Origin of the sequence: Sporolactobacillus shoreicorticis, from assembly GCF_024125445.1 — a bacterium.
GTDB lineage: Bacteria > Bacillota > Bacilli > Bacillales > Sporolactobacillaceae > Sporolactobacillus > Sporolactobacillus shoreicorticis.
On the sequence record NZ_JAMXWM010000015.1, the window covers coordinates 1 to 16,410 of the forward strand.

Annotated in this window: 14 protein-coding genes; 6 read left to right on the plus strand and 8 right to left on the minus strand. The window is 43.5% G+C overall.

The window, feature by feature from the left end; all coding sequences use genetic code 11:
• Positions 1-46: 46 nt before the first annotated feature.
• Together NIE88_RS12840 and NIE88_RS12845 are read right to left on the minus strand one after the other, a co-directional pair.
• Positions 47-1,795, minus strand: coding sequence for a M3 family oligoendopeptidase (locus tag NIE88_RS12840; protein WP_253062647.1), 1,749 nt, complete (start codon positions 1,793-1,795; stop codon positions 47-49).
• Between the two features lie 284 nt (positions 1,796-2,079).
• Entirely contained in the window at positions 2,080-3,336 is a 1,257-nt protein-coding gene (locus NIE88_RS12845) for an MFS transporter (RefSeq protein WP_253062649.1), read from the minus strand.
• Between the two features lie 440 nt (positions 3,337-3,776).
• On the opposite strand from NIE88_RS12845, the gene NIE88_RS12850 reads away from it, so the two are divergent.
• The gene (locus NIE88_RS12850) at positions 3,777-4,655 is read left to right on the plus strand and encodes a LysR family transcriptional regulator (RefSeq protein WP_253062651.1); all 879 of its coding nucleotides are present in this window, start codon (positions 3,777-3,779) and stop codon (positions 4,653-4,655) included.
• A 104-nt stretch (positions 4,656-4,759) separates the two neighbouring features.
• Here NIE88_RS12850 and NIE88_RS12855 read toward each other — a convergent pair whose 3' ends face one another.
• Positions 4,760-5,740, minus strand: a complete 981-nt coding sequence (locus NIE88_RS12855; protein ID WP_253062653.1) for a YitT family protein — start codon at positions 5,738-5,740, stop codon at positions 4,760-4,762.
• A gap of 418 nt (positions 5,741-6,158) precedes the next feature.
• Between NIE88_RS12855 and NIE88_RS12860 the strand changes: the two genes are divergently transcribed.
• The 4 genes from NIE88_RS12860 (at position 6,159) to NIE88_RS12875 (ending at position 9,091) form a co-directional block, all read left to right on the plus strand.
• Positions 6,159-7,064, plus strand: a complete 906-nt coding sequence (locus NIE88_RS12860; protein ID WP_253062655.1) for a DsbA family protein — start codon at positions 6,159-6,161, stop codon at positions 7,062-7,064.
• A gap of 186 nt (positions 7,065-7,250) precedes the next feature.
• Positions 7,251-8,480: a DNA polymerase IV gene (locus NIE88_RS12865; RefSeq protein ID WP_253062658.1), complete on the plus strand. Its 1,230-nt coding sequence runs from the start codon at positions 7,251-7,253 to the stop codon at positions 8,478-8,480.
• On the plus strand, positions 8,477-8,842 hold the full coding sequence (locus tag NIE88_RS12870) for a YhjD family protein (protein WP_253062660.1): 366 nt from the start codon (positions 8,477-8,479) through the stop codon (positions 8,840-8,842). Before NIE88_RS12865 ends, NIE88_RS12870 begins: the two co-directional genes overlap by 4 nt.
• Before the next feature lie 78 nt (positions 8,843-8,920).
• Complete coding sequence (locus NIE88_RS12875; protein WP_253062662.1) at positions 8,921-9,091, plus strand: hypothetical protein; 171 nt, start codon at positions 8,921-8,923, stop codon at positions 9,089-9,091.
• A 53-nt stretch (positions 9,092-9,144) separates the two neighbouring features.
• On the opposite strand, the gene pepF is transcribed toward NIE88_RS12875, so the two are convergent.
• From pepF to mecA, 3 genes are all read right to left on the minus strand, one after another.
• The gene (pepF, locus tag NIE88_RS12880) at positions 9,145-10,959 is read right to left on the minus strand and encodes an oligoendopeptidase F (protein ID WP_253062664.1); all 1,815 of its coding nucleotides are present in this window, start codon (positions 10,957-10,959) and stop codon (positions 9,145-9,147) included.
• An 84-nt stretch (positions 10,960-11,043) separates the two neighbouring features.
• On the minus strand, positions 11,044-12,273 hold the full coding sequence (locus tag NIE88_RS12885) for a competence protein CoiA (protein WP_253062666.1): 1,230 nt from the start codon (positions 12,271-12,273) through the stop codon (positions 11,044-11,046).
• Positions 12,274-12,461: 188 nt separating this feature from the next.
• Complete coding sequence (gene mecA / locus NIE88_RS12890; protein ID WP_253062668.1) at positions 12,462-13,163, minus strand: adaptor protein MecA; 702 nt, start codon at positions 13,161-13,163, stop codon at positions 12,462-12,464.
• A gap of 311 nt (positions 13,164-13,474) precedes the next feature.
• Here mecA and NIE88_RS12895 point away from each other — a divergent pair, with 311 nt between their 5' ends.
• The gene (locus NIE88_RS12895; RefSeq protein WP_253062670.1) at positions 13,475-14,158 is read left to right on the plus strand and encodes a TerC family protein; all 684 of its coding nucleotides are present in this window, start codon (positions 13,475-13,477) and stop codon (positions 14,156-14,158) included.
• Between the two features lie 96 nt (positions 14,159-14,254).
• On the opposite strand, the gene spxA is transcribed toward NIE88_RS12895, so the two are convergent.
• Both spxA and bcaP read right to left on the minus strand, forming a co-directional pair.
• On the minus strand, positions 14,255-14,650 hold the full coding sequence (spxA, locus tag NIE88_RS12900; protein WP_253062672.1) for a transcriptional regulator SpxA: 396 nt from the start codon (positions 14,648-14,650) through the stop codon (positions 14,255-14,257).
• Between the two features lie 311 nt (positions 14,651-14,961).
• On the minus strand, positions 14,962-16,380 hold the full coding sequence (gene bcaP, locus NIE88_RS12905; RefSeq protein WP_253062673.1) for a branched-chain amino acid transporter BcaP: 1,419 nt from the start codon (positions 16,378-16,380) through the stop codon (positions 14,962-14,964).
• Positions 16,381-16,410: the final 30 nt, after the last annotated feature.

The following is a 16,410-nucleotide window of genomic DNA, read 5'->3' on the forward strand; positions in this document are numbered from 1 at the left end:
GGATAAAGTTCTGGAACCGGGTGCTTTTGGTATACGTTCATTAACATTAATAACTGCTGTCATCAACCTGATCAAGCCAATCGGTTACAGCTTTAACAATCAATTCAACGCAGCCTTCTTTAAATGGCGATTCCAGGCCGGCTGCCCTTACCAATTCCAAAAATGATTTGCTTCCGCCCTGCTTGCACAAATTTAAATAGTCTTTCCATGCAGCATCATAATCTTCCTGTGATTTTTTCCAGAACTCAAACGCACATACTTGAGCTAATGTATAGTCAATATAATAGAACGGTGACTCATAGATATGTCCCTGACGCTGCCAAAATCCGCCATTCTCAAGGAATTCAAAGCCATCATAATCACGGTATGGCAAGTATTTCTTTTCAATAGCCTTCCATACCTGCTTACGCTCCGCCGGAGTCATTTCCGGATGTTCATAAACAACATGCTGAAATTCATCAACACTCACACCATAAGGAAGAAATAAGAGCGCATCGCTCAAATGTGAGAATCTGCGTTTATCCGCATCTTCTTTAAAGAACAGATTCATCCACGGCCACGCAAAAAATTCCATGCTCATCGAATGGATTTCAGCACCTTCAAAGGTTGGCCAGCGATATTCGGGTATATCACTATGTGTTGTGTAAACCTGAAACGCATGACCCGCCTCGTGTGTTAAGACGTCGATATCCTCCGACGTACCGTTAAAGTTCGAGAAAATAAATGGGGACTCATAATCAAAAATATATTCGCAATAGCCGCCTCCGGCCTTGCCTTTTGTTGCCAGCAGATCCATTAGGTGGTGATCAAGCATAAATTGAAAAAATTCTCCGGTCTCCGGTGACAGCTCTGCATACATTTTCTTCCCGTTTTCAATGATCCATTCGGCGGTTCCTTTTGGCGCTGCATTCCCAGTCGTGAATTGGAACGGAACATCATAGAACTTTAATTGTTCAACACCGATACGCTCGCGTTGACGCTCATACAGGCGGTTCGCTGCAGGAACCACATATTTGCGAATCTGTTCACGATAGTTTTTGACCATATCGCGGTCGTAGCCAATACGCGCCATTCGATAATAGCTGAGATCAGCATAATTATCAAAACCAAGCTTATGTGCGATCTCTGTTCTGATTTTAACCAATTGATCATAAATGTTGTCAAACTCCTGTTCATGATCAGCAAAATAACCGAAATATGCTTTAAGCGCCGCTCTTCTCACTTCACGATCAGGAGATTTCTGGAATGGAACCAACTGAGCCAGCGTACGCTCCTCACCTTGAAACGGAATTTTTGCAGCAGCAATTAATTTGGTATATTTGGATGCCCATTTGTTTTCTTGCTGCATCAGCGGAATCACTTCAGGCGAAAAAGATTTGAGCTGTGCTTCGGCAAGCGCAAAAAGCTGTCTGCCCCATCTCTTTTCCAGCTCCGCACGGAATGGTGAAGTGAGGAGCAATTTATAAAACTCGGTTGTTTTTCCTTCAAAGATCGGCGTCGTTTCATCGGCAAAGTCATTCTCATCCTTATAGAAAGGATCCTCCGTATTGATCGTATGCCTGATTTCAATGAGTCGAAACATTGTGTCCAAATGCATACGCATGCGATTGATTTCTTCAACTGCATGCACTGCTTTATCAAGTGTCTCGGCATTTTTAAATGCATCGAATGCTTTGTCAAATGCTTCCTCATATTTAGTGACATCTGGTCGTTCGTATTTATAGTTTTCAAAAACGGTCACTGCAAACACTCCTTTTTCAAGTCCTTCTTCTCTTTCTGTCTCATTTTTCCACATCCCACCTATTATATAAGGAAAACTTGGTGAAGCCAAGCAACAGCGAAGGCTGAACCTGAGTTGTGGCGGACAGGACGGCTTAATATCGAATGAGTCACCGAACGTACTTCCGTATGATCAGGACGTGAGCAGCGTTAGTTGAATAACCTTTATTTATCCGATCACTTACACTTGTTTCCTCTAATCTTTTTTCTTTATTCATTTTTGTAAAGAAAATAGAGACAAAGAACCCGGTGCACCGTTCCTTTCGGATTGAGCACCGGGTTCTTTCATGATCATGTTTATTAAATATGCTGTCCCGCAACTTTTTGGTGATGGTGGTTGTGATGATGAAGGCGGAAACGATGACATTCACCATGTGTTACTAATCTGCGTACATAGTAGCAGAGCAAAATGCCAATCAGGCAAAGCAAGGATATCGAGATGACGACTCCGCCCCAGCCATAGGACTCGAGAAACAATCCGCCTACAGGCCCGATTACACTTGATCCGACGTAATAAAACAACAGATAAAGTGACGAAGATTGTGCTTTCTCCCGCCTGTTCGCCAAAATGCCGACCCAGCTGCTTGCAACCGAATGTCCGCCAAAGAAACCAAACGTAAACATCGCCAGTCCGAAAATCTTCAGCATTAGCAATGAAGACATCGTAATTAACAGACCGCAAGCCATCAAAATCATGCACAGTGCAATCACTCCGGAACGACTGGTGTGATCGGAAAGCTTACCCATCCATGTTGAACTGAATGTACCGACAAGAAAAATGATAAAGACAAATCCGACCACAGTCTGGCTTAAATGATAGGGCTCTTCCATAAGCGGGATACCAAAATAATTATATACCGTCACAAAGCTTCCCATCAGGATGAATCCAATTAAGTAAAGGAAAACAAGCGCCGGTGATTCAATATTTTCGAGAAAGCCGGCTGTCGTTCTTTTAATAGATCCGCGTTTGGCATCAAAATGCTTGGACCTTGGAAGCAGCATAATGAATAAAGCACCCATCACAAGATTCACCAATCCTAAAATGGCAATTGCCGCATTCCATGAAAAAGTGTCACTGAGTGTTCCGACGATCAGTCGGCCGGCCAAACCGCCCAAACTGTTGCCGCTGACATAGATGCCAATCACATAGCCGAGTACTTTTTTGTCAAATTCTTCATTGATATAGGCCATCGCAATCGATGGGTAGCCGGCAAGCAGCGCGCCTTGTATAAAACGAACGGCGATCAAAAGTGGAAGGTATTGGATGAAACCAACAACAATAGACAGAACTGCTGATGAGACAAGCGCCAGTACCATCACTTTCTTACGATCATACATGCCTGAGGTAAATGAAACAAATAATAGAAAAATAGCCAGCGCGCCGGTCGCTGCCGACAAGGTCAAGCTTGCCATAGCCGGCTGCACATGAAATTGAGCGGCAACAACAGCAATAACAGGCTGCGTGCAGTAAAGATCGGCAAACATGATAAAACTTCCCAGAAACAAAGCCACTAATGTCTTTTTAAAGGCCTTGCTTTCCGGTGAAATATAATCCATGAAAAATTCCCATCCTCTCTGTTTCTCTTTGTAACATCCATACTATGACAATCCCCATTCATTGTCTAATAAATATTGTGAATGATATTCATGCATAAGGATTCATAGTCAACACATTCAATCACACCTATAAAACACATACGCATTACATCTGTGTGAATTCTGTGTGGAGGCAGGTTTGATCCATCAGGCCTGAGAATGACACGTCAACTGCTCGCCTGCTGCCGCGGGCTTCCCGCATTTACGCGTTTCACCTTTTGCTTTGCCGAAAATCATATGCTTTCAATAAAATGCTTTAATATCGGGATTTTTCACCATATCTATGTTAATATATGAATACGTATTTCAGTACCGATGCCGCACTCATGACGGCATCTTTAATTAGAAAGCGGTTATTACTTTGCTATTATTCCCCATCCTTTTTAGGAGTGATTCATTTTATGGAGTGGCAACAGATTGAATATTTTCAAAAGGTCGCCCAGCTTCAGCATATGACGCAGGCAGCAGAGGCACTGTCAATCTCTCAGCCCGCGCTCAGCAGGTCGATTGCACGCCTTGAAGAGGAACTGGGAATTTCTCTTTTTGAGCGGCAAGGAAGAAGTATCATTTTAAACCAATACGGCAAAGTATTCTTAAGACATGTCAATCGGATCTTAAAAGAGATCGATGACACAAAAAAGGAGATTCAGTCTCTGCTTGATCCTGAATACGGTGAAGTTTCATTAGGCTTTCTGCATACGCTCGGCGTGAATATGATTCCGAATATTCTTCGCGCATTTCAGAAAGAACACGCCAATACACGAATTAAGCTCTATCAAAACAACAATGTCTCGCTGCTCAGACAACTTCAATCAGGAGAAATTGATCTGTGTCTCGTGCATCACGCTTTTGATGATCCCCATATTCAATGGGAAAAGCTATGGGACGAAGAGCTTTTCCTCATGCTCCCGTGTACCCATCCGCTCGCGCGCAGAGAATCCATCACATTGGATGAAATCCAATCCGAACCGATGATTGCGATGAAAGAAGGCTACGAGCTGCGCAAGATTGCCGATAATCTTTGCCGAAAAGCAAATTTCACACCAATTGTTACATTTGAAGGCGAAGAAGTAACGACGCTTGCCGGTCTGGTTGCGGCGGGACTGGGCGTTGCATTGCTTCCAGACCAAAAAGATATTGATGACAGTAAGGTGGCCAAACTGCATGTAAAGTGGCCAAGCTGTTCAAGGCAGATCGGGCTTTCATGGTATGAAGACCGAGCTTTGTCTCCTGCGGCTGCCCACTTCAAACGCTTTGTCTTTACCCATTATCGAGAATGAAAAAGAGGAGGCCGCCCATCTGAGCGTTCTCCTCTTTTTCAATGCTGTGTTTCTTATTCATCAAATTTTCGTGAAGATCTGAATCAGGTTTTCCATCCACCAATTTATTTGACAGCCGACGTATTGAATAACTTCTGAAACCGCTCGTAATCCTGGGGCCCCAGTGTCTGCTCTACCTTTAAGGTATGTTCCCCATGCTTCATGGCTTGGATCGCCCGCTGCTGTTCCTCCGTGTGGAACGTGCCGATAATTTTATTTGTTTCAAGAATATTTGTGAATGCGTTCGGATCAATGCTTTTAATCAGCCGCTCCATTTTATACAATTCATAATGGCTGATGACCATCATCAATGTACTCTTTTTGCTGCCGGTAAATCCTCCGTACGACGGAATAACCGTCATTCCGCGGTCAAATTGATCCTGAATTGCTTCAATCAGCCGCTCCGACCGATCTGTGACCGTTATAACCGTCAACTTCTGATACTTTGTATGAATCATGTCAATGACGTAGCTGTTTACAAAACGTGAGATCAACGTATAAAGTGCGTACTGCCATTCATACACTGCACCGGCAATCACAATAATAATGCCGTTCAGAATCAAGAAATATTTACCTGATGATGCATTGCGATTATGCCTCGTTAAGAAAATAGCAATGATATCCAATCCACCTGTTGAAATACCGTATTTCAGGGCGATACCGACTCCGAGCGCGGAGATCATTCCGCCGAATATAGAATTGAGCAGAATATCTGAAGACAACGGGTGCACCGGCAGAATAGTCAAAAATAATGAGGTCAATAGAACAGTAATGAAACTGAATAGGGTAAAACTTTTTCCAACCTTATACCATCCAAGTGCGGCAATCGGTAAATTCAAAATAAGAATCAGCAGACCAATTGAAAGATGAAGATTAACCCCATCAAGCAGAATATCTGAAATCAATTGGGCGGCACCGTTTATTCCTGCCGCATAGACATGAGCCGGTACAAGAAACAGATTCATGCTGAGCGCACATAAAAAAGCAGCACAAACTGAAATACATGATTTTTTGATTAATTCACTAATGGAAAAAGCAGGTAACATATCGTTCTTCCTTTATTCACTTTATTTTTTCTTAGCTCCCCGGGTCTCAAATTATAGCACCTTCATTTACGGATTCAACCTTTGAAAACATTTTCCCAACACTTTCATTTATTAAACAAAACGCATTTTTCAAACAGTTCTGCCCGCAACAAAGCAGTGCCCGAATCTGATTAGTTGCCCTCAATGATCGGAACTTGTTACAATATAGAAAGTTTCAAGACGATGGAACCATAAAGATGTGCTTCCACCATTCAACGATTGAAATGGAAAGAATATAATAAAGGCAGGTTGACTTTATCAATAATGGATAAAGATATGATGAGATGGACACATGCGATTATCGGCACAGCCCATCTGAATCGGGCGTCATTTCTGATGATGCCGCCCTATTTAAAATTTCTTCCAGAGGTGGGATCCCATGACACGTTTTGAGAAAGGGTCCATATGTGAGGGAACACCGGGAAATGAGTCGTGTACATTAAGAGCCGGCAGGAAACGAACCTTCCAACGCGTTGAAATTTTAACATTTATTGATCCGCTTTGTCCTGAATGCTGGGGTTTTGAACCTTTACTTAAAAAATTTATTTTTCAATATCATGACTATTTTACATTTCGCGTTTTGTTAACGACAAACCATGACACGGTGAATCGCTGTCAATTCAACCGTGCAAAAAAAATCGCCGAGGAATGGGACAAATATGCCCGCCTGACCGGCATGTGCTGTGACAGTGACGTATGGCTGGAAAATCCGCCATCTCCCTATTCGATCGCTTATGCGATTAAAGCTGCCGAATTCCAAGGAGGCGCGGCCGGGCAGATTTTTCTTCGCCGTGTGCGTGAGCAGATTTTTCTCAGAAGACAGGGCTTGAATAAATTTGAAGAGCTGCTCGATGTCGCGCGGCTTGCCGGGCTGAATGAACAGGAATTTTCTAATGATTATCATTCCAGCCGCCCGATTAAGGCTTTTCAATGTGATCGCCGATTAGCTAATGAATTGGCCATTACCGAGCTACCAACGTTGGTTTTCTCGGCCCCTTGCAATGACTCTGAAGCCATTAAGGTAAACGGACATTATCCTTATTCCGTTTATGTGCAGATTCTGACCGAACTGTTGGGCGGACAGCCAGCTCCGGCGCCAAACATCCCGCTCAAAGATTATTTTCAGCAACAATGCTTTCTGACCACCCAGGAAGTCGTTGTCATTTATGATTTAACCGAAGAAGAAGCATTAAAGGAACTGCACAAACTGCAGCTGCAGCAAATCATCGAACCCGTTTCATTAAAAAGCGGCGAATACTGGTCCTATGTCAGGCATTCCGAATAACGACAAATCTGCTGCGTTGAATTTCACAGAAACAAATGGCCTTGTTCTAAAAAAGAGCAAGGCTTTTTCATTGCCTTGAATTATTTAATAAAACCATTATAACGAACACATGTTTTTATTTCCAGTTTCAAAAGAACACATGTTCGTTTATAATAGATCCATATCCAATTAATTGAGGTGTCCTACATGGATCGAGTAATCTTCCTGATCGATATGCAAACGTTCTATGCTTCTGTCGAGAAAGCAGACTTTCCGGAATTCAGAAACAAACCCCTGATCGTAGCAGGCGATCCGAAACAGCGAAGTGGTATTGTTTTGGCTGCATGCCCGATTGCCCAGCAATTCGGCGTACTGACGGCTGAGCCGCTCGGTCAGGCGTTGCTTAAATGTCCACAGGCAGTTATTCGGCTGCCGCGCATGCAGCATTACATTGATGTGTCTACATCCGTTACGGATTTTCTCAAAAAGTTCACCGATCTGGTCGAGCCCTATTCGATTGACGAACAGTTTATCGACGTGACCGGAAGTTTACCGCTTTTTGGTCCGCCGTGGATCATCGCTCGGAAAATTCAACAACGCATGCAGGAACACTTTGGCATCTATACCCGCATTGGAATCGGACCAAACAAAGTACTGGCCAAGATGGCTTGTGATCATTATGGGAAAAAGGACAAAACAGGAATCTTTGAGCTAAATGCCGGGAATATAGAAAAATATCTTTGGCCCCTGCCCATCGGCGGATTGTTCGGCGTTGGACATCGAATGGAACAACATTTCACCGGAATGGGAATTCGCCGAATCGGCCATCTCGCCCATTTTCCGCTCCCTTTACTGCGCAAGCGCTGGGGTGTGAACGGAGAACTGTTATGGCGTACCTCACGCGGTCTGGACAGTGCTCCGGTTTCCATGAATACGTTCACAGAACAGAAAGCGATCGGACACCACATGACTCTGCCGTACGACTATTCGGAAATACGCGACATTCGTGTGATCCTTCTTGAATTGAGCGAAGAGGTCGCTTATCGGGCCCGCAGCAGACATTATATGGGGCATGTTGTCTCCGTCGGCATTTCTGGAACTTTTCAGCACCATATCGGCTTTCAACGCCAAGTCAGGCTTCCCTTTGCGACAAATTTCGACATGGATATTTACCATGCGGCCAATCGACTTTTTACAGAGAGCTGGAACCGCCTTCCGGTACGAGCCGCCGCAGTGACGCTCAATGATCTTCAGCCGGTATCAGCCAGCTATCAACTGGATCTCTTTGCCCGCCTTGAAGAAAAGGCAAGATTGAATACCGCTGTGGATAAAATTTATCAAAAATATGGAAAAACAGCTATTTTTCGGGGTTCCTCACTCATGTCATCCAGTCAGCTGCGCGCACGGGCGGGTAAGATCGGGGGGCACTGCAAATGAATGGTTACCAGCGATTTCTGCCCGCCTCGGAGATGACCGAGAAAGAAACAAAAATTGTTGCCGAATATATGCTGCTGCCGCTCATTAGAACGTCATTTGAACATGATCGCAAAATTATCGCCCATGCGGACGTTAAATTCAAAACGATTTACTTGGAACTATTGGATGCCGTCATTACTCAGGTAACACTGGATCTGCGAAGAAATAAGCAAGAGATTTTCAGCAATCATATTCGCATGACCAGGCGTGGCTGGTTCAATTATGAAGTATACGTACGGGGCCGCCTATTTGAATTTGTCTATCAAAAGAGCTTGGCCATGGATTGGATTTACGAACGCGTACGCGGCTATCTCAAGCTCTAGCATTTTTTACTAGTGTTTCACATGTTTGCTCTCAAACCGGCATAGCATGATTTAAAGAAACTGCGAAGGGTGAATGCCATGAAGCTTGCTATTTTCTGTCTTCTGAGTGCTGGTACCGTTTTTTGTTTTTATTATTTTCTGCTTGGGCTGCTGCATTTAGAATCTCTGCTGCTTTCCGGGGCAATGCTTTTCGTGATTATTTTCTTCACGGTGTGCTTTCTGACTCGGCACCGGAGAGGGAAAGAATAAAGGCAAGAACCGAGGTTCCGGTCCTTGCCTTTATTCTTTCAATTTGTTCCGTTTCAGCTAAACAGCAAATGTTCGGTTTCATCCAGAACGTTGGCAAACACATCCATTGCCTGTTGAACCGGCTTAGGGTCCGTCATATCAACGCCTGCTTTCTTAAGCACTTCAATCGGTGAATCTGAGCTTCCTGATTTCAGATAGTTTTTGTACCGCTCAACAGCCGGTGCGCCTTCCTGCAGAATTTGCGAAGAAAGAGCTGAAGCAGCGCTGAAGCCTGTCGCATATTGATAAACATAGTAATTGTAATAGAAATGCGGGATGCGCGCCCATTCAAGACCGATTTCTTTATCAACGACAATATCCGTCCCAAAATAAGTTTTATTCAAGTCATAATAAGTTTTCGTCAAAAGATCTGCGGTCAACGCTTCTCCGGCGCGTGCCTTCTCATGAATAATGTGCTCAAATTCCGCAAACATCGTCTGCCTGAATACCGTTCCTTTGAAGCCCTCCAATTGATTATTCAACAGATAGAGTTTCCGCTTCTTATCATTTGTATTTTTAAGCAGATAGTGGTTCAGCAGCGCTTCATTGCACGTGGAAGCAACTTCTGCAACAAAGATTGAATAGTCGGAATATGGGTACGGCTGGTACGTACGGGAATAGTAGCTGTGCATCGAATGACCAAGCTCATGCGCCAGTGTGAACATGCTGTCAACATTATCCTGCCAGTTGAGCAGAATGTAGGGCATCGTGCCATAGCTGCCGCCTGAGTAGCCGCCGCTCCGTTTGTTTTGCGTTTCGCGCACATCAATCCAGCGTTTCTTAAAACCGTCCAGAATGACGTTCAAATAATCATCGCCAAGTGGCGCTAAGGCTTTAATGACAATTTCCTTCGCTTCATCATAAGTCACTTTAATCTTCGCATTCGGAACAAGAGGAGCATAGAGATCATACATATGAAGTTCATCAACATTGAGTGCCTTTTTGCGCAAGGCCACATATCGGTGCATCAACGGCAGGTTGTCATGAATCGTTTTAATCAGATTATCATAAACCGTTTCCGGAATATCATTACCGAACAAAGCCGCTTCCCGTGCCGACTTATAATGGCGTGCATTCGCATAGAACGTATCTCGCTTAATCTGCCCGCTCAAAGTCGATGCCAAGGTATTCTTAAATGCACCGTACGTCTTATAAATACCTTCGAACGTCGCTTTGCGTACCTGCCGATTTTCACTTTCCATGAGCGTCCCATAACGCCCGTGTGTAATTTCAACGTCCTCTCCGTCCTCACCCTTGATCGTTGGGAATTTCAGATCCGCATTGTTAAGCATACCGAACGTTGTCGATGAAGCGTTGGTAACCTCTTCGGCCGCCGCAAGAAGCGCTTCTTTTTCACTATCAAGCACATGAGGACGCGTCCGAATGATTTCATCAAGTGCATGGCGATAGAGCTGAAGATCCTTACTATCGTTAATAAAACCGTTCAGCGTCTGCGGGTCAATGGCTAAAATTTCAGGAACAGCAAAAGCTAACTTGCTCCCTGCCACTGCAACAAGATTGCCGGCGCGGTCATGAAGCGCCTGATAGGTTGCACTTGCTGTATCCTCATCTGATTTCATGTGTGCATAGACGTAGACCTTATATAAAAGTTCCGTCAGTTCATCTTGTTTCTTAAGGAACGCAAGTAATGTTTCGGCAGAATCTCCGATTTTCTCCTTAAACTGTTCCGCTTCAGCGATTAAATCCTTAATTTTTTGAAACGCATTCTCCCACGCATCCACATCAGGAAAAATTGCTTCGAGATCCCATATTTCCTCAACTGGAATATCCTCTCGTTTTGGGAGCGCAGTTGTCTTTTCACCAGCCATTGCGGCACCTCCATTGTTATTGCTTTTCCAAAAAATGTATCAATCATATCGTACTTCTTTTTCATCATTTACGCAAAATTTAGCTTATTCGTTAATTGGATTTAAAAGAAGTGATTTCTCCAGTCGCTCCAGTACACGCTGATCTTCCTCAAGCAATCGAGAAAGCAGCAGATCTTTTGGGGGCAGACCGATAAGCCGATAACGGTCATCCATTTTTTCAGCAACACGCAATCGAACCAGTTGCTCTAAATAGATGCTGACAAGCTGGTCTGCAGTTTTCAATGGACAAAGCGGAAGACAGCGAAGTTCATACAGCGCCCCCATCCCCCTCAATGCGGCTTCCTCAATAATTTGTCGGGGCATTACATAATGTTCAGGTTCAAGAACACCCATAAAAAGATAGACCCACATCTGCCACAGCAAAGGAGGATTCATAAGATGAATAAAGGAACAATGCGGCAGCCCGACAAAGGATGGATAACAGGCAAAATAGTGTCTTAATTGATAGGTTTGCGTCCGCAATACATATTCTTCATGTGTCATGCGATGAGGAACTGCCTGACGTTTTCTTCTTTTCGCTTCAAGCCAATAACGTTTGAACGGAGCAGGCAGAAATTTCTGTGGCGGAGAAATTAACTGATAAGGCCTGAAGTCTGAGAGTGTGTTGCTGTTTTCCTGGGAAATAAAATGTGTTTTCGAAAGTGGAGAAAGAATGTGAACACAGCGGATAAGCCGAGCAGAAGGATCATAAAAACAAACAAAATAAGGGGAAGAAAACGAATGTGTTTCGGGAAAGGTTCTTGATTGGCGAATCGCCATAGTAGTAAAACCGGATAAGCGAATCTTGCCCCGCTGCCGATGATAATGATCAGTGCCGATGACCCACACCGGCGTCATATGTGCGTCAAGATACCCTTTTGAACGCAAGATGAACGAATGCTCAGGGATTACACTGCATTGGTACTCAATGACGGTTGGTTCAAATCCCGGCAAATACAAATCTGGTCTCTGCCTGAGTGCGGGCAGATAATGTTCCAATTGTGGTGATCGTCCCGTATCTTTACACCAATGAAAGAGATCTTCTTTACCTGATACATGTGCGAAGGTTTCCGGTTCGCCATCTGCAAAACATGCATGATGCGGCTGGTGTGCAAAATGCCAACATCGTTTTGTACCCATCTTCAACCGCACCGGCGCCCGGCAAACAGGACAATAAAACCCATCAGTTTTCCCCATCCGCACCAGCTTTTCACGAGACCATATTCGGGTAATCAACGAAATTTGTTCAGCGTCTTTCGTTGACGCGATGAGCACAAAATCACCACCTATTTCTTTTATTTTTATGATTCGACAGAAATGATTGCCATTCCTTCTTATGTGTAAGAAAAATTCCGCACAATGAACAGGCATTCACCAATACTCAGCAGCCTCTTTGGAAAAAAGCAAAAGGCCTGCCATTGGCAGGCTTTTCAGATCATCTTTTATAGATACTTTGGGGAAACTTACGAAAGCAAGGGGAAATGAGATTTTATTGTCTGCAAGGCATGGTCCTTTATCAGTTCCTTCCCATATTCCATGAGAACATACTGCGTCATACTTGTATCAAGACCGAATTCAAGCATCTTGCTCAAGTCATCATCCTGACAATCATCTGATAATTCATCGGTGAATGTAATATTTAAATAATAGTGATTTTTGTACACATATAATGCGGTATCCATATCCTCATGCGGCTCAAAAGCGTGGCTGAGTGAAACCAAGTTCTCAAGATCATCGAATTCGATAATGAAGGAAATTGGCTGTGAATCTTCTTCGGCCTCATCATCCTGATCTTCGCCGTCCTTCATTGCCTCAGCCTCAGACATGTTCGATTGATCAGAATCCTGATCCTCGCGATCATTAATTGGAATATCCAAATGCTTATTTTCTGAGATCGGCAACTGAAGATTCGCCCCGTCCTTGGAAATTTGAGCACGGGTTACAATAATTTCCATACCCTTCTCAAGCGCCTGAACTTGAATCCAAAGCGGTCCCTCAAGTGAGAATGATTCCTGACTGTGCGCCTCATCCATCATTTGCCAGAAAAGTTCTTCACTTCGATCACGATTATACCAAATTTCCTCACGGTCAAAACCAAGATCTTCAATATCCAAATAACTGATGTAGAATTTCAGTGTGTTTTCGTTAATTCGTTCGATTTTCAACGCTATCTCTCCCTTCTTCATCACTAGTTATGGGAGTGACCAACTGCCAATGGGACAACATCGATCCTGTACCTCTATTGTATGATAAAACCTTCACTATTGAAATAAAAAGTGCTCCTTATTTCAAACATTCCGCACTTGCCTTCTTAGCATGCAAAATAAGTTTAATTGCTTCATTTTATTGATCGGGCAGATTATTTATGCAAAGAAAACAGCGGAGGCAGCCCATGTCTGTCAAACAGATTGACGGAATGATTCGGGACAAGTTTGCATAAGTTTGAACGGAGGCAGAGGAAAGGAGTTATCAACGCATGTCTTTTGATCTCAATACCCTGTTTTTTATTCTAAAAATTATTTTTATAGATATTATTTTGGGCGGAGACAATGCGGTCGTTATTGCGCTTGCCTGCCGCAGACTCGCAGAGAAACAGAGGAACGAAGCCATTTTTCTCGGTACCGGGCTTGCCGTCATTGTACGGATCTGCTTGACAGCAATTGTTGTATCCTTGCTGAACATCCCATTTCTGATGCTCGCGGGAGGCCTCTTCTTAATCATCATTGCCATCCGCCTAATGACAAACAAAGAAGAAAAACATAATGTTCGTGCAGGCACGTCGATGTTTGCCGCCGTCCAAACCATTGTACTCGCAGATGTCGTCATGGGTTTTGACAACATGCTTGCCATAGCCGGTGCTTCAAACGGTCATATCGGTTATATTGCTATTGGACTTATTTTTTCCGTCCCTATCATTGTTTGGGGAAGCAAGATGATTCTCATCGCCTTAGAACGCTTCCCGATTTTGATCTATGCCGGCGGCGGCGTTCTTGGCTATACTGCATCGGAAATGATTATGAGCGAACCGAAAACGCATTGGCTGTTTGAGAATTCTCAGCATTTGGTCCATTTATTTCCCATCGCCCTTATTGCCGCATTAATTATTATTAGCTGGCTGACCAATCTTTTTTCTTCAGCTCAAATTGCCGGTAAATCATAAATTTCGTCAAATAAGAACGGCCACGCGATGATGAGCGGCCGTTCTCAACATAAAGCAAACGGATGTCCTGCCGGACATCCGTTTGCTGCTTATTCTTTAATTAACCAAGCGTTGCGCTTCCTGAAGCTGGAATGTACGTACTTTTCTCGGAAGAAAGCGACGAATTTCATCATCATTATAGCCAACCTGCAGCCGCTTATCATCAAGCATAATCGGTCTTCGCAGCAATCCCGGATTGTCTTTAATCAATTCGAAAAGCTGCTGGATCGACATGGTTTCCAACTGAATATTCAATTCTTGAAATGCTTTTGACCGTGTCGAAATAATTTCATCTGTCCCATTTTCGGTCATGCGCAAAATATCTTTAATCTCTTCAACGGACAACGGTTCGGAGAAAATATTTCGTTCTCTGAAAGGTATATCATGTTCCTTCAGCCAAGCTTTTGCCTTCCTGCACGATGTGCAGCTTGGTGATGTATACAATGTAACCATAATTCGCCCTCCTTTGGATAATAGAAACGTTCTATTTCTCTAAGGCTTCTTTTATTATATAATAATTCTTATAAATTTTATACCCTTTTTTATATGAAAATAATTTCATATTTCATCATTATATGCGTCTTTTTTCACCTTTATTCGACAGCAAAATTATTTTCATTAGTTTTGCTCATTCTCATTTCGAACAATTACACACAAATTACAGGCTCATTAAGAAACAGCAACAAAGTTTAACAACACTCAAAAAAAAGAAAAGAAGACTATTCTTCTTTTCTAAAAAAATGATCTTTTTCACTTGAACCGCATTATCGGTTTTGTTTTTGCAACTTGCCGAGTTCGCTGTGCCTGAACCCGAAAAACAGATAAATAACTAGTCCGATACCAAACCAGATTAAGAAACGAATCCACGTCTGACCTGACAGATTAACCATAAGAAAGCCGCATGAAAGAACAGAAAGGAATGGAATCACATAGACCAGCGGAACCTTAAAGTTACGTTTGATGTCCGGTCGTTTCACACGAAGGACAACTACACCAATCGAAACAACAATAAATGCAAAAAGTGTACCGATATTTACAAGTTGAGCCAATTCATCAAGCGGAACGAGCGCTGAGAAAATCGTTGCCATAATCCAAGTCAGAAGAATACTGAATATCGGGGTCTTGGATTTCTTAGACAGCTTTGCAATTGATTTTGGCAGCAGTCCATCACGGCTGATTGCAAAAAACAGTCGGGTTTGACCATACATCATAACAAAAAGTACCGTAGTAATACCAAGAATAGCGCCGAGCGAAACGAATCCCGCTACCCAGTTCTGATGAACAAAGCGAAGGGCAAAGGCAACAGGATCACCAACATTTAATTCAGTGTATGGAACCATTCCTGTCAGTACGACCGAAACGGCAATGTACAGAACCATACAAACGCCTAATGACGAAAGAATACCGATCGGCATGTCTCGTTGCGGATTCCGCACTTCCTCAGAAGCTGAAGACACTGCATCAAAACCGATGTATGCCAGAAAGGCGGTTGCTGCCCCTTGTACAACACCGCCAAAACCATAAGGCATAAACGGCGTCCAATTAGACGGCTGCACATAGAATGCACCGACAATGACAAAAAGCAACACAACACCGATTTTTATAAGCACCATAATGTCGTTAATTCTACTTGATTCCTTAACACCACTGAGCAGAATTGTTGATAAAAGGAGCACAATTACAGTCGCCATCACGTCAACGTAAGTTCCCTTACTGGGATCAAACGCGGCGCTGATCGCGGTAGGCAGGTGAACTCCGAATCCCTTCAGCAGTTCCTGAAAGTAAGCAGACCATCCACTGGCCACAACTGAGCAGGCAAGACCGTACTCAAGAATTAAATCCCAACCAAGTATCCAAGCAAAGAGCTCACCGAAAACTGTATAACTGTACGTGTATGCACTGCCCGAAGCCGGAATCATCGAAGCAAATTCCGCATAACACAAAGCAGCGAATGCACACGCAATTCCTGACAAAATAAAAGATAAAATAATAGCGGGTCCCGCATTTTGTGCAGCAACAATACCCGTCATAACAAAAATGCCGGTACCGATCACCGCTCCAACGCCAAGCATGGTCAAATCGAATGCACCCATGGCTTTTTGCAGCCCGTTCTTGCCGCTCGCCTGATGAATGGTATAGTCCATAGGCTTTCTTCTGAATAACGCGCGAAACAAATGCCTCATCCTTAAAATCTCCTTCTGTATGTCCTTAAT

What these genes read in the sequence shown, in the direction of transcription:
- NIE88_RS12840 (WP_253062647.1), bottom strand. Translation starts at nt 1,795, where the DNA reads ATGTGGAAAAATGAGACAGAAAGAGAAGAAGGACTTGAAAAAGGAGTG.
- NIE88_RS12845 (WP_253062649.1), bottom strand. Translation starts at nt 3,336, where the DNA reads ATGGATTATATTTCACCGGAAAGCAAGGCCTTTAAAAAGACATTAGTG.
- NIE88_RS12850 (WP_253062651.1), top strand. Translation starts at nt 3,777, where the DNA reads ATGGAGTGGCAACAGATTGAATATTTTCAAAAGGTCGCCCAGCTTCAG.
- NIE88_RS12855 (WP_253062653.1), bottom strand. Translation starts at nt 5,740, where the DNA reads ATGTTACCTGCTTTTTCCATTAGTGAATTAATCAAAAAATCATGTATT.
- NIE88_RS12860 (WP_253062655.1), top strand. Translation starts at nt 6,159, where the DNA reads ATGACACGTTTTGAGAAAGGGTCCATATGTGAGGGAACACCGGGAAAT.
- NIE88_RS12865 (WP_253062658.1), top strand. Translation starts at nt 7,251, where the DNA reads ATGGATCGAGTAATCTTCCTGATCGATATGCAAACGTTCTATGCTTCT.
- NIE88_RS12870 (WP_253062660.1), top strand. Translation starts at nt 8,477, where the DNA reads ATGAATGGTTACCAGCGATTTCTGCCCGCCTCGGAGATGACCGAGAAA.
- NIE88_RS12875 (WP_253062662.1), top strand. Translation starts at nt 8,921, where the DNA reads ATGAAGCTTGCTATTTTCTGTCTTCTGAGTGCTGGTACCGTTTTTTGT.
- pepF (WP_253062664.1), bottom strand. Translation starts at nt 10,959, where the DNA reads ATGGCTGGTGAAAAGACAACTGCGCTCCCAAAACGAGAGGATATTCCA.
- NIE88_RS12895 (WP_253062670.1), top strand. Translation starts at nt 13,475, where the DNA reads ATGTCTTTTGATCTCAATACCCTGTTTTTTATTCTAAAAATTATTTTT.
- spxA (WP_253062672.1), bottom strand. Translation starts at nt 14,650, where the DNA reads ATGGTTACATTGTATACATCACCAAGCTGCACATCGTGCAGGAAGGCA.
- bcaP (WP_253062673.1), bottom strand. Translation starts at nt 16,380, where the DNA reads ATGAGGCATTTGTTTCGCGCGTTATTCAGAAGAAAGCCTATGGACTAT.